This is a genomic window from Zunongwangia atlantica 22II14-10F7 (genome assembly GCF_002094855.1).
Classification (GTDB): domain Bacteria; phylum Bacteroidota; class Bacteroidia; order Flavobacteriales; family Flavobacteriaceae; genus Zunongwangia; species Zunongwangia atlantica.
Genome location: NZ_ARYN01000012.1, coordinates 81,648 through 106,104 on the forward strand (window position 1 = coordinate 81,648; position 24,457 = coordinate 106,104).

14 protein-coding genes are annotated in these 24,457 nt (G+C 36.3%); 10 read left to right on the forward strand and 4 right to left on the reverse strand.

Going from position 1 to position 24,457, the window contains the following annotated elements; genetic code table 11:
• Positions 1-90: 90 nt before the first annotated feature.
• Positions 91-1,137 carry a 4-hydroxythreonine-4-phosphate dehydrogenase PdxA gene (gene pdxA, locus IIF7_RS13725; RefSeq protein ID WP_084842269.1) on the reverse strand — a complete coding sequence of 349 codons (1,047 nt, stop codon included), beginning with the start codon at positions 1,135-1,137 and terminating at the stop codon, positions 91-93.
• A 60-nt stretch (positions 1,138-1,197) separates the two neighbouring features.
• Between pdxA and IIF7_RS13730 the strand changes: the two genes are divergently transcribed.
• Positions 1,198-1,785, forward strand: a complete 588-nt coding sequence (locus IIF7_RS13730) for a riboflavin synthase (RefSeq protein ID WP_084842270.1) — start codon at positions 1,198-1,200, stop codon at positions 1,783-1,785.
• Here the strand turns inward: IIF7_RS13730 and IIF7_RS13735 are convergent.
• The 3 genes from IIF7_RS13735 to IIF7_RS13745 all read right to left on the reverse strand — a co-directional run bounded on the left by IIF7_RS13735 (position 1,777) and on the right by IIF7_RS13745 (position 4,983).
• Complete coding sequence (locus IIF7_RS13735) at positions 1,777-2,019, reverse strand: hypothetical protein (protein WP_084842271.1); 243 nt, start codon at positions 2,017-2,019, stop codon at positions 1,777-1,779. The genes IIF7_RS13730 and IIF7_RS13735 overlap by 9 nt on opposite strands.
• Before the next feature lie 284 nt (positions 2,020-2,303).
• Positions 2,304-3,647 carry a sensor histidine kinase gene (locus tag IIF7_RS13740; RefSeq protein WP_084842272.1) on the reverse strand — a complete coding sequence of 448 codons (1,344 nt, stop codon included), beginning with the start codon at positions 3,645-3,647 and terminating at the stop codon, positions 2,304-2,306.
• A complete protein-coding gene (locus IIF7_RS13745) occupies positions 3,637-4,983 on the reverse strand; it encodes a sigma-54-dependent transcriptional regulator (RefSeq protein WP_084842273.1) in 1,347 nt (448 codons plus the stop codon). Before IIF7_RS13745 ends, IIF7_RS13740 begins: the two co-directional genes overlap by 11 nt.
• Before the next feature lie 262 nt (positions 4,984-5,245).
• On the opposite strand from IIF7_RS13745, the gene IIF7_RS13750 reads away from it, so the two are divergent.
• From IIF7_RS13750 to IIF7_RS13790, 9 genes are all read left to right on the forward strand, one after another.
• A complete protein-coding gene (locus tag IIF7_RS13750) occupies positions 5,246-6,499 on the forward strand; it encodes an efflux RND transporter periplasmic adaptor subunit (RefSeq protein ID WP_084842274.1) in 1,254 nt (417 codons plus the stop codon).
• Between the two features lie 57 nt (positions 6,500-6,556).
• A complete protein-coding gene (locus tag IIF7_RS13755) occupies positions 6,557-7,246 on the forward strand; it encodes an ABC transporter ATP-binding protein (protein ID WP_084842275.1) in 690 nt (229 codons plus the stop codon).
• Between the two features lie 134 nt (positions 7,247-7,380).
• On the forward strand, positions 7,381-9,753 hold the full coding sequence (locus IIF7_RS13760) for an ABC transporter permease (RefSeq protein WP_084842276.1): 2,373 nt from the start codon (positions 7,381-7,383) through the stop codon (positions 9,751-9,753).
• Positions 9,754-9,757: 4 nt separating this feature from the next.
• Entirely contained in the window at positions 9,758-12,184 is a 2,427-nt protein-coding gene (locus IIF7_RS13765; protein WP_084842277.1) for an ABC transporter permease, read from the forward strand.
• Positions 12,185-12,186: 2 nt separating this feature from the next.
• Positions 12,187-14,613 carry an ABC transporter permease gene (locus tag IIF7_RS13770; protein ID WP_084842278.1) on the forward strand — a complete coding sequence of 809 codons (2,427 nt, stop codon included), beginning with the start codon at positions 12,187-12,189 and terminating at the stop codon, positions 14,611-14,613.
• A gap of 23 nt (positions 14,614-14,636) precedes the next feature.
• Positions 14,637-17,078, forward strand: coding sequence for an ABC transporter permease (locus IIF7_RS13775; RefSeq protein WP_084842279.1), 2,442 nt, complete (start codon positions 14,637-14,639; stop codon positions 17,076-17,078).
• Positions 17,079-17,126: 48 nt separating this feature from the next.
• Complete coding sequence (locus IIF7_RS13780) at positions 17,127-19,541, forward strand: ABC transporter permease (RefSeq protein WP_084842280.1); 2,415 nt, start codon at positions 17,127-17,129, stop codon at positions 19,539-19,541.
• A gap of 36 nt (positions 19,542-19,577) precedes the next feature.
• Positions 19,578-21,974, forward strand: a complete 2,397-nt coding sequence (locus tag IIF7_RS13785; RefSeq protein ID WP_084842281.1) for an ABC transporter permease — start codon at positions 19,578-19,580, stop codon at positions 21,972-21,974.
• 36 nt (positions 21,975-22,010) lie between these two features.
• On the forward strand, positions 22,011-24,425 hold the full coding sequence (locus IIF7_RS13790) for an ABC transporter permease (protein ID WP_084842282.1): 2,415 nt from the start codon (positions 22,011-22,013) through the stop codon (positions 24,423-24,425).
• Positions 24,426-24,457: the final 32 nt, after the last annotated feature.

A 24,457-nucleotide genomic window follows, 5' to 3' on the forward strand; every position in this document is an offset into this window, starting at 1 on the left:
CCTCAGTTTTGAGTTTTCGCCCTTTTACAAAGGCGGCTGCAAAGATAAAAAATTAAATTAACTAAAAGCTTTTTATAAACAATTTTTTGTTTATATCTTTTTACCCTGCTTTTTTAGTGGATTCTTAGTTAGTTTCTTATACTCTTTTCTACACTTATAAATATCAATTGCCTTAAAAACAGCTTCTTTAAAAGAATTAATATTAGCAGAATTTGTGCCGGCAATCTCAAACGCCGTACCGTGATCTGGCGATGTTCTAACCTTACTTAAACCTGCTGTAAAATTCACTCCGTTTCCAAAAGATAAAGTTTTAAAAGGTATTAATCCCTGGTCATGATACGATGCGATCACGGCGTCGAAATTCTTATAATTCTTAGAACCAAAAAAACTATCTGCTGAATATGGACCAAAAACCAACTCTCCACTCTCGCGTATTTCATTGAGCGTAGGTTTCAAAATTTCTTCATCTTCTTTCCCTATTACCCCATTATCACCACTATGAGGATTTATCCCTAAAACAGCGATTTTAGGTTTCTGAATTCTAAAATCCTGTCTTAATGTATGCTGAATGATCGCTATTTTCTTTTTAATCAATTCTGGCGTAATCACGCTTGCGATATCTTTTAATGCTACATGATCTGTAAATAATCCTACCTTTAGATTATCTGTAATCATAAACATCAAACTCTCTCCCTGAAGTTGCTGTGCCAGATAATCTGTATGGCCAGGGAAATTAAATTTTTCAGACTGAATTGTGTGCTTATTAATTGGCGCTGTAACCAAAGCATCAATTTCATCTTTCTTTAAAGCTTCTGTAGCAGCCTCTAAAGATTTGAAAGCATACTCCCCTACTTTAGGATCTTCCTCTCCAAAATTGATCGTTACACTTTCCTTCCATACATTAACAATATTTACTTTACCGTCGATCGCATGTTCCGCACTATCTACGCCCTTGAAATTTATGGACAGTTTATATTTTTTCTTTAAAAAAGTGATAATCTTGGTTGAAGCAAAAATCACAGGAGTACAAAAATCTAACATTCTGGAATCATCAAAAGTCTTCAACACAATCTCACTTCCAATCCCGTTTAGATCCCCTATACTAATTCCTACTTTTATCTTTTTAGGATGTTTCATACTTCCTTCGAATATATATTTTACTTTTACACAACAAATGTAACCAATATTATAGAATCCATGTTTACCGGTATTGTAGAAGAGGTAGGAAAAATTAAAAATCTTACAAGAGAAAACAGCAATCTTCATATAGAAGTTGAAGCTGCAATGACACCCGAACTAAAAATCGATCAAAGCGTTTCTCATAATGGCGTTTGCTTAACCGTGGTTTCCATAAAAGAAAATAGTTATACCGTAACTGCTATTCAGGAAACTTTAAATAAAACTAACTTAGACAGGCTTTCTGAAGGTGACCTTGTGAATCTGGAACGCGGAATGAAACTTGGAGATCGTTTAGATGGACATATTGTGCAGGGACATGTAGATCAAACAGCAACCTGTATTGCTATAAAAGATATTGATGGCAGCTGGCAATTTACTTTTGAATACGATCCTAAATTGAACAATATCACTATTGAAAAAGGATCTATTACCGTAAACGGTGTAAGTCTAACGGTGGTAAATTCTGAAAAAAGTTCGTTTTCTGTAGCGATAATCCCTTATACTTTTGAAAACACGATATTTAAAAAGATTGAGAAAGGAACTATAGTAAACCTCGAATTTGATGTTATAGGGAAATATGTAAAAAGGATTAGCGAATTAGCTTAAATGCCCTTTTTTATAAAAAAAGAATCCTCCTATAAATAAACCACCTATAAAAAGAAATTTCAGGTTAGAATCTATAGGCACATCCAAACCGGGTGGTGGTGGCCCAGAATTAGATACACAAACGCCATCATCACAGACAGTATTAGGAGGGCATGTATCACAATCTTCTATATCCGCCTGAGAAAAGACCATTGAACTCCAAAGCAGATAAAATAACAAAAAAATCTTTTTCATAAAACTTTTCCTACACGCAATTTAATTCTAAAAGCAGGAATATAAAAACACCTCCTCTATAAATTAACGTAAAACTCTTGTTAAAGGTTTTATTTTTTGCTGCTAATTTACCTAATAACAATGGTTTCATTAGTTTTTTTCGTTCAATGTCCAATATTTGTCGCCTAAAACAAACTATTTCGATTTCGTAGGACGCAAATATTCTCTACGCAAGAAATTCTTTACAAAAATTTAGGAGTTAAATTCTTAGCAATTTGGCTGTAAATGCGACTTAAATTATTAGATTAAAACAACAAACTAATCGCCGTGCCCTTATTTTCTTCGCTGTGAATTTGAATTTTCCCTTTATGCAACATCATAATTTGCTTGCATAAACTCAGCCCAATTCCGCTGCCGTTCTTTTTGGTTGTGAAGAAGGGAACAAATATGGTTTCCTGAATTTCCTGCGGAATTCCGTTTCCATTATCGATTACCTTGATAACGGTGTAACCATCTGTAGTTGCTTTTGCGCTTACATAAATTTCTGGGTTTTCGATATTCTGCAAGGCATCTCTAGCATTTACGATGAGATTAATAAGCACCTGCTCGATTAGATAACTATCGATCTTAACTTGTAATTGAAGATTGGAAAGCTCAAAATATAGATCGATATTCTTAGAAGCTAAAGACGGTCGCATTAATCGCTCTATCGAAGCAAAAAGATCTTCGACAAAAACATTATTTCGGTTTATATGAGTCACCTTATTTAAACTACGATAGGTTTTAGCAAATTTCATCAATCCTTCGCTTCGCTTTTTAATACTTCCTATCGCTTCATTTAGATCTGAAATATCTAAAGCATTTTCTTCAGGATTCTTCAAGTTTTCTGTTACCTGATATTGCAAAGTATCGGCTAGCGAAGAAATTGGTGCGATAGAATTCATAATCTCATGTGTCATTACACTCAATAACTTTTTCCAGGCTTCAGATTCGTTTTGATTTAAGGTTTCATCAATATTTTGAAGTAAAATGATCTTAAATGAATGTTCATTTTCATAAAAAACCGTTTCAGAAACCAATACTTTTAGCTTTTCGCCATTTACTTTGATGCTTATAGAACTTCCGGTAAGATGACTCATTTCAAAAATAGTCTCAAATAATTCCGGTTTTCGGCTTTTAAGAAACTTAATATTTTTAAACGAAGGAATACTCAGCGTTTTCTTGATCGCCTCATTTGCCCAAAGTACGTCGCCAGTTTTTTGATTATAAGAAATGATGCCGACATCTACCATTTCTAATATCTTCTGAAGATAAAGATACTGCGCTTCCTTATTCGAGTTGATTTCCCGAATTTTATCATTAATCAAATTGAAACCTTCGTGAAGTCGAGACAAATCTTCAGGCGCTCCCTTGCTTACAAAGCGCCTTGAAAAATCGTTGTATTTAACCGATTCAAAAAAATCGTCCATCGCTACAAAACGACGCGTTATAAATTTATACAGGTTATAAAAGATGACTATTGCCAGAATTGCTCCTACAATGATCAAGGCCATTTGGTGCAGACTTATACCAAAAGCAACGGCAGTTAAAGACCCCGTTAAAATCACCAATCTTAGCAAAAGGCCTAAACTGTATTTTTTATAAGTCATATTTATTGAGTCTGCGATATAAAGCTGCCCTGGTAATTCCTAATTCTTTAGACGATTTAGAAATATTCCCCTTATTTTTTTCGATCACCTTTAGGATGGTTTGCTTCTCTACGGTTTCTAGATTTGTTTCCTGAATTCCGGTTGAAGTTGACACCGATTTTTCTAATCCTGAAAACACCAAATCTTCCGCAGCAAGCGTATCACCATCGGCCATAATAACTGCACGTTCTAACACGTACTGAAGCTCACGAACATTCCCGGGAAAAGAATGTGATTTCAGCTTACTAAAGAATTCTTTATCAAAAGAAAATGGCCCTTTAAAATATTTTTCAGCATACATATCTGTAAAATATCGGCATAATAAAGTAATATCGGTTCCACGTTCGCGGAGTGGCGGTACCGTAAGATCTACGGTATTAATGCGATAAATTAGATCTTTTCTGAAGGTATTTTCATCAGCCAGGTCACTCAATTCTAAATTTGTAGCGCAAATTAATCGAATATCGATAGGGATACTTTCGTTAGAACCAAGAGGAGTTATCGTTCGGTTTTGTAAAACAGTAAGCAATCTCGCCTGCTGGCGTAAACTAATATTCCCTATTTCATCTAAAAAAAGCGTACCGCCATTAGCCGCTTCAAATCTACCTTTACGATCTTCACGTGCATCAGTAAATGCTCCTTTTTTGTATCCAAAAAGTTCACTTTCAAATAAACTTTCTGTTAGCGCACCAACATCTACTTTTACAAACGGCTTGTTTTTTCGAAGTGATTGATCATGAATCGCACGTGCCACCAAATCTTTACCTGTTCCGTTTTCACCCAAAATCAAAACATTGGCATCTGTTGGTGCAACTTTTTTCAATTTTTCAAAAACCAGCTGCATTTCTTCACTTTCGCCGATAATTTTATTTCCGGCAGCAGTAGGTCTCGATATTTGAGGTTTTATCGACTTTTTTTCAACCAGAGATCTTAAGGCCTCGATCATTTTTTGGTTCTTCCATGGTTTCACCAAAAAATCTGAAGCACCCTTTTTAAGAGACCTAATGGCCAAATCGATATCGGCATAAGCAGTAATTAGAATAACATCTACCTTTTTATCGATCTGTTTAATTTTATTAAGCCAAAAAATCCCTTCGTTGCCCGTATTTACGACTCCGTTAAAATTCATATCAAGAATGATCACATCAAATTTTTCCTGCTCTAAAAGTGAAGTGATATTATTGGGATTCTTTTCGGTCACTACTTTATTTGCCAAAGATTTCAGCATGATCCGCAACGCAGTTAACACGTCGGGATCGTCGTCTATAACCAGTATATTCGCATTCTTTAGTTGCATACCTACAATATTACGACTTTCTCTTACCTCTAAATAAAAATGGCTTCAGAAATTTAACATCTCACAAAATTGTTTTGTTTTCGAACAGATAGTGTATTAAAACCGAACACTTTTTAATTTCAAAAATAATTCAAATTACTGAATTACAGTATTTTATGTTTTTGGCATCATTATAACATAGTTTTAAGAGAATGTGAAAATTTTCAATTCAAAAAAAAGTATCAAATAACAACCAATATCAATTAGACAACATCAATCAAAAATGGATATACCTATAGAAAAGAAACGATTTACACCTAAAAGAATAGCCATGATCATTGGTGGTGCGCTTTTAATTGGGCTTATCGTTTTTGTTTTACTTTCATCAAGCGGCAGCACCAAACTTAATGTTGAAAAAGAACGCATCAGTATTAATACCGTTAAAAAAGACATCTTTCAGGAAAATATTCCGGTTAACGGAGTGGTAATGCCAATCACCACAATTTATCTTGATGCTTTAGAAGGTGGCCGAGTTGAAGAAAAACTTGCCGAAGATGGTGCAATGATGAAAAAAGGAGAGCCAATCCTTAGATTATCGAATACAGATCTTGAACTGAGTTTAGTAAATCAGGAAACACAGGTATACAATCTGCTTACCCAAATGCAACGCACGCAAAATGCATCCAGAGAAAACACGATCAATAAGTTAAACCAACTTACCGAAGTAAAAAGTAGCCTAAGAGAAGCCGAGAGAAGATATAAACTGAATAAAAAATTATTCGACAAAGGTGCGGTTGCCGAACAGGAATATTTAGAAACTAAAAATAATTATAATTATCAAAAAGATCGCTTGGCTTTAACCGAAAGGGTTTTACAACAAGATTCAATTTCATCCAAACAAGAAAATGTACAGGCAAGAGAATCTTACGAAAAAACAAGAAAGGCTTTAGAGCTGATGCGCAAAAAAGTAGAAGATCTTGTAGTACGTGCTCCGGTTGATGGGCAACTGACTTCTTTAGATGCTGAAATTGGACAATCGAAATCTAAAGGCGAACGCCTGGGACAAATCGATGTGATTAGCGGATATAAAGTTCGTGTAGATGTAGATGAACATTACATCTCGCGAATTTACGCGGGGCAACAGGGAAGCTTTAATTTCGACGGAAAAAAATATACGCTGGAAATCAAGAAAGTTTATACCCAAGTGGCCAACGGAAGATTTCAGGTAGATATGACCTTTCTAGAAGAAGCGCCAGAGAAAATTAGAAGAGGCCAAACACTGCAAATTCGAGTAGCTCTGAGTCAGGAAAAAGAAGCAGTACTAATTCCGAAGGGAGGATTTTTTCAGGAAACCGGCGGAAACTGGATCTTTAAAGTAAGTGAAGATGGTAGTATTGCTTACAAAACCGATATTCAGTTGGGTAGCCAAAACACCGAATATTACGAAGTTATTTCAGGATTAGAACCCGGCGACCAAGTGATCACCTCAAGCTATAGCAATTACGAAGATATTCAGGAACTGGTTCTAAAAGACTAAATTCTATAATTTTAAGCATAATTATTTCAGCAACAATACAGACAAAAAACATTCATCATGATAAAAATAACAGATCTCGAAAAGTTTTACCGTACAGACGAAGTACAGACCATCGCCATTAATAAGCTTTCTTTTGAAGTAAAGGAAGGAGAATTTGTCTCGGTTATGGGACCATCGGGTTGCGGAAAATCTACTTTACTAAATATTTTAGGCCTTCTAGACGATCCCGATGGCGGCAGTTATATTTTTAACGGTATCGAAGTTGCCGGATTTAATGAGCGAAAAAGAGCGAACCTTAGAAAGCACAATATTGGGTTTGTATTCCAAAGCTTTAACCTTATCGACGAGCTTAGCGTTTTCGAAAACGTAGAACTGCCACTTATTTATACCGGCGTTAAACCGGCAGAACGTAAAGAACGTGTACACGAAGTTTTAGAAAAAATGCAAATTATGCATCGTAGAAAGCATTTTCCTCAACAATTATCGGGTGGGCAGCAACAGCGTGTTGCCGTTGCCCGTGCAGTAGTGAATAATCCTAAACTTATTCTTGCAGATGAACCTACCGGAAACCTGGATAGTAGTAACGGGAACGAAGTTATGGATCTACTGACCGAACTTAATGCTGCCGGAACCACTATCATCATGGTAACGCACAGCGAACACGACGCTAAATACAGCCACCGAATCATTAGAATGTTAGACGGACAAAAAGTTACCGAAAACATACTTGCAGAATATCAACATTAGCGATTTTTCGGGGTCATTTATCAATCAAAATCAAAGAACAAAATTCGATTTTCACTTATCATCAAAAGAGGAAATTTCAAGGATCATTTTTCAAAAAATTCGGAATACATCAATCATTATATTCAATAAAAAATATGTTCAAAATTCATCTAAAATCAGCCTGGAGAAACTTGTGGAAATCCAAGTTCTATAATGGCCTAAGTTTACTGGGGTTATCGCTGGGGCTCTGTGTTGCTATTTTTATCGCTGTATGGATTAATTCTGAATTAAGTTATAATGAAATTGGCGACGCTAAACGTATTTATAGAGTTTCCAGCAATATGGGTTCAGGAAATGAACAGAAAACCTGGGGTAGCTCGGTTGGCCCGGTAGCTTACTATGCTAAAACCGATTTGCCTGAAGTTGAAAGTGCCACCAGAACAATGAATTTTAATTGGTACCGAATTTTTAGTACCTCATCAAATAAATTCGAAGCTAATGGTGGCGTTTTAGTTGATCCTGAATTTTTTAATTTTTTCGATTTAAAATTCATTGAAGGAGATTCTTCAACTCCTTTTGCAGGAAATAATTCAGTCATCATCACCAAAAAAGCAGCCCAAAAATATTTTGGAACTACGGAGGTTATTGGCAAAACCATCGCTGCCGATTATAAAGAACAATTTACCGTAACCGGGATTATAGAAGACCTCCCAAATAATTCCAGTTTAGATTACGAATTGTTCTTCCCTATTTCTATTTTCTCTAATGAATATGATGGTAACGGATATTGGGAATCTATGGATAGTGATTGGGGAAACTTCAATTTTCTAACGTTTCTAAAATTAAAACAGAATGCTTCCGCGGAAAAGGTAGTAAAAAAACTAACTGACATCCAGCAATCTAAAGATCCAAATGCAGTCCCAATTGGAGATAATGGCTCTTACTATTTGCAACCTTTCCAGCAAATGAACCTATACAGTTATGGCGGTGAGCCTACCCAAATTAAAACAGTACGCATCTTTGGAATTGTCTTAGTTCTTATTCTTTGTATTGCCTGTATAAATTACGTAAACCTAAATACCGCAAGATCGATACAAAGAGCCAAAGAGGTAAGTCTTCGCAAACTAATTGGTGCAGATAGAAAGCAACTTTTTATACAGTTTATAATTGAGTCGTGTATTTTCTTTTTATTAGCGATTGTCTTAGCGATGGGGCTAATCTATTTATTAGCCCCTTCTTTTAATTCGGTTTCAGGAAAAAATATTGACTTCAATTTTCTTGATACAGAGTTATGGGGAATGATTGGTTCAGTATTTATTTCAACATTAGTTGCTTCTTCTATTTACCCGGCAATTTTATTGTCTTCTTTTAAACCTCTTGAAGCTATCAAAGGAAACGTGATTACCGGTATTGGCGCCGGAAGTTTTAGAAAAGTTTTGGTTTGTCTTCAGTTTTCATTTTCAGTAATTCTAATTATAAGCACCATAATTATTGGGAAGCAACTGGATTTTATTACCAGTAAAAATCCCGGATACGATCGCTCGCAAGTGCTTCATTTTTCTATGCCTAAGGAAATGCGATCGCATAAAGAAGCTATCGTAAATCAGGTAAAAAATTTACCCAATATCGCCTCGGTTTCATTTAGCAATAATAACATTATAGATAATGGAATGACTACCGGAGACACCTATTGGGACGGCAAAGATCCACAAAGTGACTTTATTGTAAACCCTATTGGCGTGGATAAAGATTTTATCCCAATGATGAAAATGCAACTGGTAGCCGGTGAAAATTTTAAAGGTCGCGCTGATGATTCTTTACATTTTATACTGAATGAAACTGCCGTAAAACAAGCGGGAATCGAAAACCCAATTGGTAAATCTTTTGAACTTTGGGAAACCAAAGGCACCATCGCCGGGGTTGTAAAGGATTTCAACTTTACGTCGATGAAAAATAAAATTGAACCTGCCGTGATGTATTACGATCCCGATCCTTATCGTATTTACATAAAAACCACAGATGGCGATATTTCAGCAAGTATGGCTGCAATTGAAGAAATTTGGAACACCTACAATCCTGGTTTTCCTTTTAGTTATTCGTTTTTGGATAAGCAATACGAAACCATGTATCGGAATGATATTAGAACAGGAAAACTGTTCAGGATTTTCTCGATTTTGGCCATTTTCGTTTCCTGTTTAGGCCTATTTGGGCTAAGCACCTATACCGCACAACTTAAAAAACGTGAAATAGGTATTCGTAAAGTTTTAGGAGCTTCTGTAGCACAAATTTCCTCACTACTTTCTAAAGACTTTTTAAAATTGATTGCTATTTCGTGCATTATCGCCATTCCTGTTGGTTGGTACTTAATGCAGTTCTGGCTACAAAATTTTGCTTACAAAACAAATCTTGACTGGTGGATTTTTGCCGGCGCAGGGATACTAACCTTGCTTATCGCCTTGGTAACCGTAAGCTCACAGGCTATAAAAGCAGCACTTTCAAATCCGGTTAAAAACATCAAAACAGAATAAAGCCATGTTTAAAAACTACATCAAAATCGCCTGGCGAAATATCTGGAAAAACAAGCTTTTTTCAGCAATAAACATTATTAGTCTGGCTATAGGATTAAGTGCCTCATTTGTGATTGGCCTTATGATCTATCATGAATTCTCTTTTGATAATTTTCATCCAAATCAGGATCGAATTTATCGAATTTCTACACGGTTTTTTGGCGAAGATCATTCTAATATTAATCGTGGTGTAAACACGCCACTTACTAAAGTTTTAAAAGATGATTTTCCGGGTATTTCAAGTGCAACTTCACTTTACACCTACAGGCCTTATGAAGTAAAGGTTGGTGACAAAAAATATAAGAATTCTGAAGGTGCTATTTTTACCGATAAAAATTACTTCGAAATCTTCCAATATCAGTTTCTGGCTGGCACAAAAGAAGCTTTAAACGATCCTAACAAGATCATTCTTAGTAAGAATAAAGCTGAAAAGTATTTCCCAAATCTTTCTTACGATCAGGTTTTAGGAAAAACCATCACTTATGATGATTCTGCCACTGTTGAAGTTGCCGGAATTGTAGCCGATTTTAGTGAAAAAACCGACCTGATTTTTGACGAGTTTATCTCGCTGGATGCAGCCAAAAAAACAGATATGGACTGGGCTGTAAGCAACGAAAGTTGGACGAGTATAAGTTCTAGCTCACAACTTTTTGTGTTGCTTCATCCTAACACTGTAAAAAGTGAACTTCAGAATAAATTAGATGCGCTGGGTAAAGAGCACGAAGACAAAGAAGCAGCCGAAAGAGGAGATCATTTAGGTTTTAATCTTCAGGCTTTACCAGAAATGCATTTTAGCGAGTACGGTTTGTTCGATTACGGAAATAGCGCTGCAAATAAATCGGTTTTAACCTATTTATCATTTATTGCGCTATTCTTATTGCTTTTAGGCTGCATCAATTTTGTAAACTTAAATACCGCAGCAGCAACGCAAAGCGCCAAAGAAATTGGAATTCGAAAAACCCTTGGAAGTTCTAAAAAGCAACTTATGTTTCAGTTTTTAGGCGAAACATTTTTGCTTACACTTATCTCTGGAATCCTGTCGATTGGGTTTGGTTATATGCTCTACAAGATTTTTGCTGAATTTTTATCACCAACATTCCATTATAGCTTAATACTTCAACCAGAAATTATTGTTGGCATAATACTACTCTTGCTAATTGTAAGTGCCTTAGCAGGGGTTTACCCGGCAATTATCCTGTCGCAATTCAAACCCGTTTCAATTCTAAAAAGCAATATATTTTTCAGAAAAGATAAAGGAGAACTTCGTAAGTTCTTAAGCTTTTTCCAATTCGGGATCGCCCAAATATTTATCATCGCGACGATTTTGGTAGGAAAGCAAATTCATTTTATGCTGAATAAAGATCTTGGCTTTAAGTCTAATGAAATTGCCTTTGTTGAATTTCCTTATCAGGATGAGAATATCGACAAAAGATATCTTTTAAAAAATGAATTAAAATCTAATCCAAAAATCAACAATCTCAGCTTAGCCAGCGCTGCGCCTTCTTCTTACACCATGTATGGCACCTTAATTACGTATGCTACTGAAAATGGAGAGGAAAAAACGCAGGCAGACGAGTTATTTGGCGACACTAATTACCTGGAACTTTATAATATTCCTTTACTCGCCGGCCGCAAGCCTATTAACGACAGCATTAATGAATTTGTAGCGAACCAAACTCTGGTAAAAAAATTAGGATATAGCGATCCAGAAGATATAATCAACCAGCGGGTTAATATTGGTGAAACTCCTTATACAATTGTTGGCGTTATGCAGGATTTTAATCAGGGATCTTTAAGGAGCGACATTAGACCAATGATTTTCACTACAGATATTAACAGAAAATGGCGCACTCAGTTTAGTACCTTAAGTTTTAGCTTTAATCCTAACAACCTTAGTAGCGCTATTGCTGATGTTGAAAAACAATGGAAAAACATTTATCCTGAAGCAGATTTTGAGGTACAATTTGTAGATGAAACGCTAGCTTCGTTTTACCGCCAGGAACAACGTATTTCCAAATTATTACAATGGGCTACAGGGCTTAGTATTTTAATAAGTGCTTTAGGGTTATTTGGATTGGTGATCTATACAACAGAGCGAAAAACAAAAGAAATAGGAATCAGGAAAATACTTGGTGCTTCCTTACTGAGGCTTAATGCAACTTTATGTAAAGATTTTATTATTCCGGTGGCGATTGCTGTTTTGGTAGCCATCCCAATAGCATTTTATCTTATCGATAACTGGTTACAAGATTATGCGTATAAAACTGAAATAAGTTGGTGGGTTTTCGCACTTAGCGCCATAGGAATGCTGATTTTCGCTGTTATTCTAATGAGTTTTAGAACCATCCAGACTGCCTTAAGAAATCCTGTAAAATCTCTAAGAACCGAATAGTCATGATCAAAAATCACATCAAAATCGCCTGGCGGAATCTTCTTAAAAACAGCACCTATTCGTTAATCAACATTATCGGGTTAACGATGGGATTAGCGGCCTGTCTTGCCGTAACCACTGTGGTAATCGATGAATCTTCTTATGATCGATTTTGGACAAAAAAAGACCAGATTTTTAGAGTAAATACTATAAATACTCGAGACGGAGAACTTTTAGAAAAAGGAGATTACGCACTATCGGGAACTAATACGGCGCTAAAAGATTTCCCGGAAGTGGAGGCTATTACCTCAATCCAGCAATTTGACACCTATTTTAGTTTTAGAAATATTCAGGGTGAAGGCACAAAAACCAAAGTGATCCAAACCACTCCTTCATTTCTGGAGATGTTTGATGTTGAGATCACATCAGGGAGTCCAAAGAATTTAGTTGAAGGAACTCCAAACATTGTAATTTCAGAGTCATTGGTAAAAAGATTTTTTAATGGTAGCAATCCGGTTGGAGAGACCATCAAAGATCTGCCTTCTTACAGCAATGAACCTAACGAGTATCTTATCACGGGGATTTTCAAAGATATACCGGAAAACACCCATCTTAAAGGGCAGGTGATTTATCTGCATAAACCCAGAACAGAGGTGCTTAATAAGAAGCAGTTTGGATTTTTTCAAACCTATTATGTAAGTCTGAAAAACGATGTGGATAAAACAACGTTTGAAGCGAAATACAATAATTGGTATTCAAATTATACCGAAGTGAAACATCCAGATAATTTTGAGTTACAGCCTTTACAAGATATTTATCTAAGATCTGATTTTGCCGGCAACCAGATTTACAAAGGAAGTGCCCAAAAACTTTATATTCTAGGTGCGATAGCGATTTTATTATTGGTTATCGCCTGCATCAATTATATCAACCTAACTACAGCCAGAGCTTCTCACAAAATGCAGGAGACTGGTGTTAGAAAGGTTTTAGGAGCAGATCGGCTTCAGCTTATATCTCAATATTTGGCAGAATCTGGATTGTTTTTTCTTATTTCTGGCATTCTTGCTTTTGTGATCTATCAGCTGAGTTTACCGGGCATCGTAAGCTATATCGATCATCCTTTGGCGCTTACTTTTAGCAATTCTGCGTTATTATTTTTAGGTGCCATTTTATCGATTTTCGCCTTAAGTGTTCTAACAGGCTTATATCCTGCACTGTTGATCTCAAGAATAAACCCTTTGGCTTCGTTACGCAAGAAATTTAGATCTAGCGGCACAGGCCAGACTCAGTTTGTGAGAAAAGGGCTTGTGGTCTTTCAATTTTCAATTTCACTAGTTGTACTCATCGCTATGATCGTGGTCAACCAACAAGTAACACTTTTGAAATCTAAAGATATCGGGTTCGATACTTCCAATCTTCTAAGCATTAAATATTCGACCTGGCAGAATAAAGGCGAGAGCTTTAAAAACGAATTACTTAAAAGTCCGTTTGTACAAAATGCGAGTATTTCTTCTTGGATTCCATCTGGTGGAGGCGGAAGTATGAATCGAAGAATTGAAAGTCCGGACAAAACTGGTGATGAAGTGGAGATTTGGTATATGTTCGCCGATACCGATCTTGCTGAAACTTTAGGCCTGGAAATTGAAAAAGGAAGATTTTTGAGCGATGATTTTGGCGGTGATGCCCTGCCACAAAGTTTTTATATTGAAATGGATTCGGTCAAAAAAGCTGAGTTGGAGAAAAGACCATCTCTAATTACCGCTCAGGCTGCAAGACTTTTAAAAGTTGATCAATTAAATGTAGCTAATAAAGATTTGGAAGCAACGCCTGTTGGTATTGTGAGCAATTTTAATAATGAAAATCTTAGAACCAGCGCAAAACCAGTCGTGATTCAGGCTGATAAAAATCCAGATCGCGGAAGCCTACTCATGCGTATAAAACCCGGCTCTGAGACAAAAGTTAGAGCTAAAATCAACGAATTATGGCAAGAATTTTATCCTTACAAGCTTCTGGAAATTAATAATGTTTCAGGCCTATTGCAAAAACAATACGAAGCTGAGACCAAGCTTTTACAATTCTTCAGCTTCTTTAGTGCGCTTAGTTTATTCCTGGCAGCCTTGGGTGTTTTTGGGTTGATCGTTCAGGTAACCGAGCAGCGCGTAAAAGAAATAGGAATTCGGAAAGTGCTTGGTGCTTCGGTACAATCTATTGTGATGCTATTCTCTAAAGACTTTTTAAAAACCATTGCTGTAGCACTTATTATCGCCATTCCAATTGGTTGGTACGCAATGCAGGAATGGCTTCAGGATTATGCGCATCGCATAGAAATAAAATGGTGGGTTTTTGGGCTTGCTGCTTCCGTAGTAATAGGTATCGCTATGTTAACCGTGGGAATTCAATCGGCTAAAAAAGCAATCATCAATCCCGCAAAAAGCTTAAAAACGGAATAATTCATCTTAAAACCTCATCGATCATGCTTAAAAACTATATCAAAATAGCCTGGAGGATTCTGCTTAAGAATAAAAAAGATTCAGTAATAAGTATTGGTGGGCTGGCCTTAGGTTTAGCTTGTTGTATCCTACTTGTTTTATATGTAAGATTCGAATGGTCTTTTGATGATTTTCATGATAATGCCGATAATTTATACCACCTAACCGAAGAAGTAACCTATCCTAGTGATGGCTCTATCCACAAATTTGCCTTCCATCCTTACCAGGCTGCTCTAGCTTTAAAAAATGATATCCCTGAGATCGAATCGATCACTGCGATTGCACAATTAACTCTAGATATAAGACATCAAAATAACTTTCACAAAGAGAAAATCAATTTTGTAAGCAGTGAGTTTTTAAATGATTTCAGTTTTCCGCTTTTGTATGGTAATGCAGCTTCGGTTTTAGATGAAAAAAATAATGTTGTTATTACTGAAGCGATCGCCAAAAAATATTTTGGTACCAGCCAGGCCATTGGTAAAGATTTAAATATAAGAGCCAACAATAGTATTAAAAGCTATACGGTTGCAGGAATTACAAAAGAGATCCCTAAAAACTCGAGTATCCAGTTTGACATTTTGCTTCCTTTCGATAATTATTTTAGCTCCTGCAACCCAGCAATGGCAGATTATTATAAAAATGAATGGGCTAGCGGTTTTTGTAACCTATGGGTAAAACTGAATAAGGAATCTTCTGTACAGGCCATTGAAGCAAAATTCCCAGAGTTTTTAGAAAAACATATGGGAAATTTGGCGACCAACCAAAACATGAAAATGCATTTGGAGCCGCTTTCTAAGGTTCATTTTAATACTGAAGTCTACAATCCAACCGCAACAAATGCTATGTACACCATCATCTTAGGGGTTATAGCAGCAATTATTTTAATCATCGCCGGGATTAATTTTGTGAGCCTTAGGCTTAGCCAAACCGACGAGAAAATGAAAGAAATAGCCGTAAGACGTTCTATAGGTGCTTTTAAAAAACAAATTGGATTTCAAATCTATGGTGAAATATTCTTACACTGTGCTTTATCGCTAATATTGGGCGTTTTAATGGCTTCTATTTTTTCTTCATCTTTTGAAGTTTTAATAGGAAAGCAGCTGGAAATGAAACTTTGGGCAGATCCTGTAATCTGGTTATCGATCTTAGGTTTACTACTTTTTTTAACGATTATTACTGGTATTTACCCGGCAATTCACATTTCAAGAAAAACACCGGCTTCATTTTTTAGTGAGCATGTTTCTTCAACAAAAACACCTGATTTTATAAAAAGTCTGGTCGTATTTCAATTTAGCCTATCGATAATATTCCTCATTTTAAGTTTTATCATGAAACAGCAGGTTAGCTTTATGCTAAATAAAGATTTAGGTTATAATACATCGAATATCGTTGCGGTTAATTTTAATCCTGAAATAGAACGTGCCAACGAACTTGCTACCTTATTTGTAAACGAGCTTAAAAAGTTACCTGCAATAGAGAATGCTTCGATCGTTTCTGGATCCTATAAAAATTACGACATGAAGGAATTTGGTTTTGGGATGGGCGGATTATTGGTAGGTTCTACTATCCCGGGCTTAGGTCAAGGCATTAAAACAGAAGTAGTAGACGAAAACTACTTAAAAACCATGAATATTAAGTTACTACAAGGAGAAAACTTCAGTAAAGAAAAACCAGTAAATCTTGAGAATGGTATTTTAGTAAATAAAAAGTTTGCTGAAGCTATTGGCTTAGAAAATCCAGTAGGAGAAGTTCTTCAGGACAAAAATGATGATGGCTGGACACCTCTTTTCGACGGAAAAAAGATCATAGGAGTTGTAGATAATTATCATTTCAATTCACTATTCAACCCATTAGAACCAATAGCTTTAAAATATATCAATACGGAAGCCCCCAGTACAGTCCTGGTTCAATTAAATTCAGAAACCAATTTAAAAACGCTGACTGCTATAGAAGATTCCTGGAAAAATATATTACCTGAAGAAAGTTTCAGTTTTAATTTTCTGGATCAATTGGTTCAACATCAATATCAACAGGAAATTAGGTGGAGCAAAATTTTAAATGCCTCGACGATAATTGCAATGCTGTTAGCCTGTTTCGGCATTTTTTCAATGGTTTCTTACAGCCTAAAACGCCGGTTAAAAGAGATAGGGATCAGGAAAGTTTTTGGTGCTTCGGTAAATGCTATTCTAAAACTAATTACCTGGGATCTGTTAAAACTAATTTTAATAAGTATCGTTATCGCGACTCCTTTGGCCTATTACATCGGGGAAAAATGGTTACAGGATTTTGCCTATCGTATTAATTTAAGTGTTTGGCAGTTTATTTTATCAGCCTTTATCACCATAGCCATCGCATTTATAACCATCAGTTTTAAAAGTATAAAAGCCGCATTACAAAACCCTGTTAAATCCCTCCGTTCAGAATAATCATCACTCAATAAATCATTCAGTAACTCATCAAAAAAACACATCATCATGTTTAAAAATCACATCAAAATAGCCTGGAGGAATCTTCTTAAGAATAAGTCCTCATTTTTTCTTAATTGCGGTGGTCTTGCTATCGGGATGGCCAGCTGTATTTTAATCGCGATCTATGTTTGGGATGAACTGAGTTACGATCGATTTTATGATAATGCCGATAATATTGCCCGGGTGGTGCTTCGTGGCAACGTTAATGGCGAAGAACTTAAAGAAGCGGTAGTGGCTGCTCCCATCGCCAAAACTTTTAAAGAAGATCTTCCGCAGGTAAAAGACGCTACACGATTAAGTAAAGTGTATAATCCCGTAATTCGGTATAACAACACCTCTTTTGAAAATATAAAAGCAGCTTATGTAGATCCTAATTTCTTTGATGTTTTTGATCTTAAATTCCTTAAAGGAGATACAAAATCGCCCTTTGAAAATCCAAATAGCGTAGTGCTGACTTCCTCTGAAGCTAAAAAATATTTTGGCAACGAGAACCCAATAGGAAAACGTATTACGGTTCCAGAGTTAGAAGTAGATCTTGAAGTTACCGCTATCCTTCAGGATATGCCACATAACACCCATCTACAAATGGATGTTTTTATTCCTATGCATCATAACGATCGTGCAAATTCTAATTTATGGGTTACTTCTGGTTTTGCTACCTATTTACTCCTTGAACCGGAAACCCAACTTAGCGCTATCGAAAATCAAATCCCGGCGCTAATGAAAAAGTATATGGGAGAGCAGGTGCAGCAGGCTATTGGAATTTCGTACGAAGAATTTCAGAAGAATAACAACATAGGGCTATTTCTTCAGCCACTAACTGCTATTCATTTACACTCAGATTTTGCACCAAATACCGAGATATCTGCTTCCGGAGATATTAAATACGTATATATTTTTAGTGCCATTGCCATTTTTATGCTTCTTATTGCCTGCATCAATTTTATGAATCTGGCTACAGCAACCGCTACAAAACGCAGTCGTGAAGTGGGCATTCGTAAAGTTTTAGGTTCAGCTAAAAAACAACTGGTCACTCAGTTTTTAACCGAATCTTTTATTACCACGCTTTTCGCTATCATACTCGCTGTTGTCTTGATCGCCCTGGTTTTACCTTACTTTAATAGCCTGGCGGGAAAAGAGCTGAAGTTGCTAAATTTAGTCAGTTTAAAAAGTGTTTTACTATTGCTGAGTTTCGTTGTTTTGGTGAGTCTTTTTTCAGGCGCTTATCCGGCCTTTGTACTTTCTTCTTTTAAACCATTACTGGCCATAAAAAACAAAATTTCAGCCTCTGGAAAACGAAATAATTTGCGCAGCAGCATGGTGGTGTTTCAGTTTGTGATCTCGGCATCGCTTATTCTTGCCACTATTGTTGTTTATAAGCAAATGCAATTTATTCAGCATAAAAAACTGGGCTACGATAAAGAACAGGTGATCGTACTTAGGGATGCGTACAGAATGGGCAGCACCAAAGTACAATCTTACAAAAAAGAACTGCTTAAAAACCCCAATATCGCCAGCGTTAGCCAGTCGGCTTATGTACCTGCCGGGGAAACAGATGACCATTTGCGGGGTATTTTTAAGAATAATGAATATCTACGGAAGTTTTTCTTTTACGACGTCGATGAAGATTACATCGCAACCCTGGGATTAGAACTTATTGAAGGACGAAATTTTTCTTCGGAATTAAAAAATGAAGCAAATAAGGCGATTATCAATGAAGAAGCCGCTAAAATCTTAGACCTGGGTGATCATCCTATCGGAAAAACCTTTAAACGTGCGGCAGACCCCGAAAATGAAGAATTTACCGTGATTGGTGTTATTAAAAACTTTCATTTTAAATCTTTACATCACGAGATCGATCCTTTAGTTTTAGCTTATAATCCTTACGGCGGATTAATCTTAAAAACGAAAAATGCCAATATTGCTTCGGTCTTAAATTTTGCTGAAAAAAAATGGTCCAATTTCAACGAAAATGAAGATTTTTCGTATTCATTTTTAGACGAGGCATTTTCGCAAACCTATAGCAAGGAGCAACAAATGGGTACGATTCTTAGCATTTTTACCCTGCTAACCATATTTGTGGCCTGTCTTGGTTTATTTGGCCTAATCACTTTCGCAACAGAACAGCGCTTTAAAGAAATAGGAATTCGAAAAGTTTTAGGCGCCAATGTTAGCGAGATCGTAGGAATGCTCGCTAAAGACTTCATCAAATTGATCTTTATAGCCTTTCTAATTGCTTTCCCTATTGGCTACTATTTTATGCAGCAATGGCTACAGGATTTTGCCTATAGAATCGATTTAAGCGTTTGGCAATTTTTAATGGCCGCGATCATCACTTTGGCAATCGCATTAATCACTATAAGTTTTAAAAGTATAAAAGCGGCTTTGCGAAATCCGGTAAAAAGCCTAAGGACAGAATAAACTAAACCTCACAGGTTTAGAATCAATCAAAAAATTATGATCAAAAACTATATCAAAATCGCATGGCGAAATCTTTTAAAGTATAAAGGCTATTCTGCTATTAACATTTTTGGTTTGGCATTAGGGATGGCAGTAACGCTTATGATTGGACTTTGGGTTGTAGATGAACTCAATTATAATTCCTATTACAAAAGCAGGAATCGAATTGCACAGGTATACCAAAATATTGAATATAATGGTGAAGTAGACACCGATAATGCCATACCACGACCTCTTGAATTTGCTCTAAGAGAGGAGTTTAACGATAAGTTTGAAGATATAAGTATGGCTTCCTGGAAAGGCGAGCGATTTATGAAAGTAGACGCCAGCACTCTTGTAATGAATGGATATTCTGTACAACCTGAATTTACAGATATAATTGACCTAAAGTTTATTAGTGGACAATCTGAAGTATTAAACAATAAGAATTCTTTACTACTTTCTAAAAGTGCTGCGACCAGATTATTTGGAGATAAAGATCCAATAGGAAAAATGCTTACTGTAGACAATGAAAACCAAATGATCGTGGCTGGTGTTTTTGAAGATATCCCAAAAGGAAATGATTTTAGCGGTTTAGATTATTTAATGCCCTGGTCACTTTATGCAGATCGCGAATGGATAAAAAATGCATCAAATCAATGGGGTAACGATTCTTTCCAAATGTTTGTAAAATTAGCCGATGATGTAAAACTTAGCGAAGTTTCAGGCTTAATAGCAACACTTAAAAAAGACCAAGATCCTGAACAAGCAAAATATAATCCTGAATTTTTCCTATGGCCAATTGATAGTTGGCATTTATACACCAGTTTTGAAAATGGAAAACAAAGTGGTGGCCCAATAGAAAATGTATGGTTATTCAGCATCATTGGTTTTGTAGTATTGGCCCTGGCTTGTATTAATTTTATGAATCTAAGCACAGCTCGTTCAGAGAAAAGAGCAATGGAAGTTGGTATTCGTAAGGCAATAGGCTCTTCAAAAAATCAGCTTATCAAACAATTTTTAAGCGAATCTTTTTTGGTCGTAATTTTTGCTTTTATCCTTGCTGTTGGTCTTGTATTACTATTCTTAAGTCCGTTTAATGAACTATCAAACAAAACAATCCATTTCCCTTGGGAAAGCCTGTCTTTTTGGGCTACAACTTTAATTTTTATAGTGATAACCGCACTGCTTTCCGGCGCTTATCCCGCACTGTATTTGTCTTCTTTTAGACCAGTTAAAGTAATTAAAGGAACTTTTAAAACAGGTAAAATGGCCGCACTTCCAAGAAAAGTTTTAGTGGTCACCCAATTTAGTGTTTCAATAGCATTAATCATTGGGACTCTAATTGTAATGTCTCAAATTGAATTTAGTAAAAACAGACCAATAGGGTACAAAACCAGCGGATTGATTCAAATTCCGCTTAGAGGAGTTAGTTTTTGGGGCAAGACCGATGTTATGCGGAATGCTTTTATGGCATCAGGAGCAGTTACAGAAATGGCATCTTCCAGTAGCCCTTCTACTGAAGTTTGGTCTACTCGCTCTGGATTCTCCTGGCCCGGCAAACCCCAGGATTTTCAGGCCGATTTTAGTTACTCTATGGTTTCTTATGAATACGTAGAAACTTTAGGTCTCAATGTGATTTCAGGAAGAGGGTTTTCGAGAGCATATCCCTCAGATTCCGCTGCTGTTCTTATTAACGAATCTGCAGCCCGGTTTATGAATATGCAAGATCCCGTAGGGCAAACTTTAGCCTCCGGGAAAATTGGTGTAGACTATACTGAATATAAAATTATAGGAGTTGTTGAAGATGTAATTGCACAATCTCCTTACAGCCCAATAAAACAAGCCGTTTATGCATTTGATAAATATCAAAGTGCGAGTTACTGGAATTTAAGACTTAACCAAAACCAAAGTGTTCAACAAAACTTAGCTACTATTGAAGAAGTTTATAAGAATCATTTTCCTGATTCACCTTTTTCTTTTGATTTTGTAGATCAGGAATATGCTAAAAAGTTTGCTGAAGAAGAACGTATTGCCAGCCTGGCTAAAATATTTACGCTATTAGCAATGCTTATCAGTTGCTTAGGATTGTTTGGCCTGGCTTCTTTCGTTGCCGAGCAGCGAACCAAAGAAATTGGAGTGCGTAAAGTACTTGGTGCATCAGTAGCTAACTTATGGTTATTATTGTCTAAAGATTTTGTCTCTCTGGTAGTGGTAGCCTTACTTATCGCATCTCCAATTGCCTTTTATCTAATGCATCAGTGGATTCAGAAATTTGCATATCGTGCCGATATTTCATTATGGATTTTTATTGTAGCCGCTGTTGGAGCATTAAGCTTAACATTGCTAACCATAAGCTTCCAGGCTATAAAAGCGGCAATCACCAATCCCGTTAAATCTTTAAGAACAGAATAAAACCTCATCTATCAATAGCTAGAAAAACAACACATCATGTTTAAAAACTATATCAAAATCGCCTGGCGAAATCTCATCAAAGACAAAACCTTTACAGGGCTTAATATTCTTGGATTATCTATCGCTTTTGCTGCAGCGATACTATTAAGTATTGCTTCGATCTACGAACTTTCTTTCGATAATTTTCATGAAAATAAAGATCGTTTATTTATCTCTTATTTTATTTCACAAAACCCAGAGGGCGCAAAAGCAACTATAACGCAGCCGCTCGCCATGGCACCTACTCTAAAAGAAGAAGTTCCCGGTGTTAAATATGCCAGCCGTTATCGTGAAGGCTATAATCTGGTAAAAAAAGGAGAGAAAGAATTATTGTTGGATTTAGTGTTTTTAGACAATGATTATTTCAAAATGTTTTCTTTTCCTATGCTCTACGGAAAGAAAAATGATCCTTTAGAACATCAAAACTCGGTTGTTGTCACTGCAGAAACTGCCAATAAGATCTTTGGAGAAACAAATGTTATCGGAAAAAGCTTCGATATTCAGGTTGGTGGCGAATTAAAACCTTTTGTAGTTACTGCAGTGCTAAAAGACCTGCCAAAAAACACCAATGATGATCTTAGTCTTGCCATTTCGATGGAAAATACTCCCTATTATCAGGAAAATTTAACCGAATGGGGAAATAGAAATCATCACGTGTATGTACAATTACAAAATGGTGTTGATGTAGCCGATTTTGAAAAAAATGCTCAAAAATTCACCAATCTTCACTTTAAAGGAGATATCGACGATGCCCAGCGTGATGGCGCACAACCTAATGCTGAAGGAAACTATAAAAAACTAAAATTAATGTCGATTACAGATTGGCATTTTGTAAAACTTAAAAATCATCTTTTTGAAGTTTCCAGAAGTTACCCATACCTGATCTTTGGAATAGGAATGCTAATTATCCTAATTGCCAGCGTAAACTTTATTAATATGAGCGTTGCCCGAAGCACGAAACGCCTTAAAGAAATTGGAATGCGTAAAACGCTGGGCGCTGCAAAGAGTCAGCTTTTTATTCAATTTTGGGCAGAAAGCGTGTTCATTTTTCTTACTTCAGCAATTATAGGTTTATTGATAAGTCTTTTGATCGCCGATCCTTTTCAGTCGCTATTTAGAATCCCGGCTGAATTCAGTAGCATTATAAATCCGTCGATGATTCTGGGCTTTTTACTTATCCTGGCAGTGATCACATTAATCGCCGGTGGATATCCCGCCTTGTTGCTTTCTAAATTAAAAACCATTCAGTCTTTAAAAGGAAAACTAGATATGAGTGGTAAAAATAGATTGCGAAACGTGCTGATGGTTTTTCAGTTTAGCATCGCTATTCTTCTGGTTACAGGAACTTTAGTATTGTGGCAGCAATTGCATTTTATGCAGAATAAAAATCTGGGATTCAATAAAGAACAGGTGATCGCATTTCCGTTAAACGGTAAAAAATCGGCCAGAGAATCTTTAAAATTACTGCGGAATGAACTTCAGGATAATCCAAATATCCTAAACATTAGTGGTGCCGATAATATTTTAGGGATCGATGCCACAGGTTCTCGTTTTGAAAGCCAGATGGGATTTGAATATCAAGGCAGAAACATCAATACCAACGTACTTGCGGTAGATTACGATTACATTAAAACCTTAGACCTTAAACTGAAAGAAGGCCGTGATTTTAACCGAAGTTTTGCCACAGATAGTCTTAGTATCATCATTAACGAGAAGATGGCGAAACTGCTTCAGGAAGAAGAGCCTTTAAATAAGATAATCCCAATTGAAGGTAGCCGAAATTATAAGATTATCGGGGTGCTTAAAGATTATAACTTTCAGGATCTAAATAGAGAAATTGCGCCACTTACCATTTCTGTAGATCCAAACTGGGATCTTTATTATGCTTATCTAAAAGTTGCTCCAAATACGGCTTCGCAAAGTTATGATGCGATAGAGAAAGCCTGGGCGAATATCGAACCTAATGCCGAATTTGCCGCGTCTTTCCTGGATGAAAATATAGACCGAACCTTTAGAAATGAAAAACGACTAACCAGCATGATCACCAGCGGATCGATAATCGCTATCGTTCTTAGTTGTATCGGGCTTTTTGCTATGTCGATCTTAGTGGTAACCCAACGAACAAAAGAAATTGGTGTTCGAAAAATTGTTGGTGCGGGAGTAACCAATATCACCTTGCTATTAACCAAAGATTTTTTAATCCTGGTAGGAATTGCGTTTGTGATCGCAACACCTATTGCCTGGTATTTCACCAACGAATGGTTACAAAATTATGTGTTTAGAATTGAACTAAGCGCCTGGTTCTTTATCGCTTCCGGAATATTATCGCTCTTAATTGCTGTGGCCACCATAAGCTTTAGAACAGTAAAAGCTGCGTTGCAAAATCCGGTAAAATCACTAAGAACTGAGTAAAACCTATCCCTCACAGGTTTCAAAAACCTGTG

Coding starts and splice junctions, on each gene's coding strand:
- IIF7_RS13755 (WP_084842275.1), top strand. CDS start 6,557: ATGATAAAAATAACAGATCTCGAAAAGTTTTACCGTACAGACGAAGTA.
- IIF7_RS13730 (WP_084842270.1), top strand. CDS start 1,198: ATGTTTACCGGTATTGTAGAAGAGGTAGGAAAAATTAAAAATCTTACA.
- IIF7_RS13790 (WP_084842282.1), top strand. CDS start 22,011: ATGTTTAAAAACTATATCAAAATCGCCTGGCGAAATCTCATCAAAGAC.
- IIF7_RS13765 (WP_084842277.1), top strand. CDS start 9,758: ATGTTTAAAAACTACATCAAAATCGCCTGGCGAAATATCTGGAAAAAC.
- IIF7_RS13775 (WP_084842279.1), top strand. CDS start 14,637: ATGCTTAAAAACTATATCAAAATAGCCTGGAGGATTCTGCTTAAGAAT.
- IIF7_RS13750 (WP_084842274.1), top strand. CDS start 5,246: ATGGATATACCTATAGAAAAGAAACGATTTACACCTAAAAGAATAGCC.
- IIF7_RS13745 (WP_084842273.1), bottom strand. CDS start 4,983: ATGCAACTAAAGAATGCGAATATACTGGTTATAGACGACGATCCCGAC.
- IIF7_RS13780 (WP_084842280.1), top strand. CDS start 17,127: ATGTTTAAAAATCACATCAAAATAGCCTGGAGGAATCTTCTTAAGAAT.
- pdxA (WP_084842269.1), bottom strand. CDS start 1,137: ATGAAACATCCTAAAAAGATAAAAGTAGGAATTAGTATAGGGGATCTA.
- IIF7_RS13735 (WP_084842271.1), bottom strand. CDS start 2,019: ATGAAAAAGATTTTTTTGTTATTTTATCTGCTTTGGAGTTCAATGGTC.
- IIF7_RS13770 (WP_084842278.1), top strand. CDS start 12,187: ATGATCAAAAATCACATCAAAATCGCCTGGCGGAATCTTCTTAAAAAC.
- IIF7_RS13740 (WP_084842272.1), bottom strand. CDS start 3,647: ATGACTTATAAAAAATACAGTTTAGGCCTTTTGCTAAGATTGGTGATT.
- IIF7_RS13785 (WP_084842281.1), top strand. CDS start 19,578: ATGATCAAAAACTATATCAAAATCGCATGGCGAAATCTTTTAAAGTAT.
- IIF7_RS13760 (WP_084842276.1), top strand. CDS start 7,381: ATGTTCAAAATTCATCTAAAATCAGCCTGGAGAAACTTGTGGAAATCC.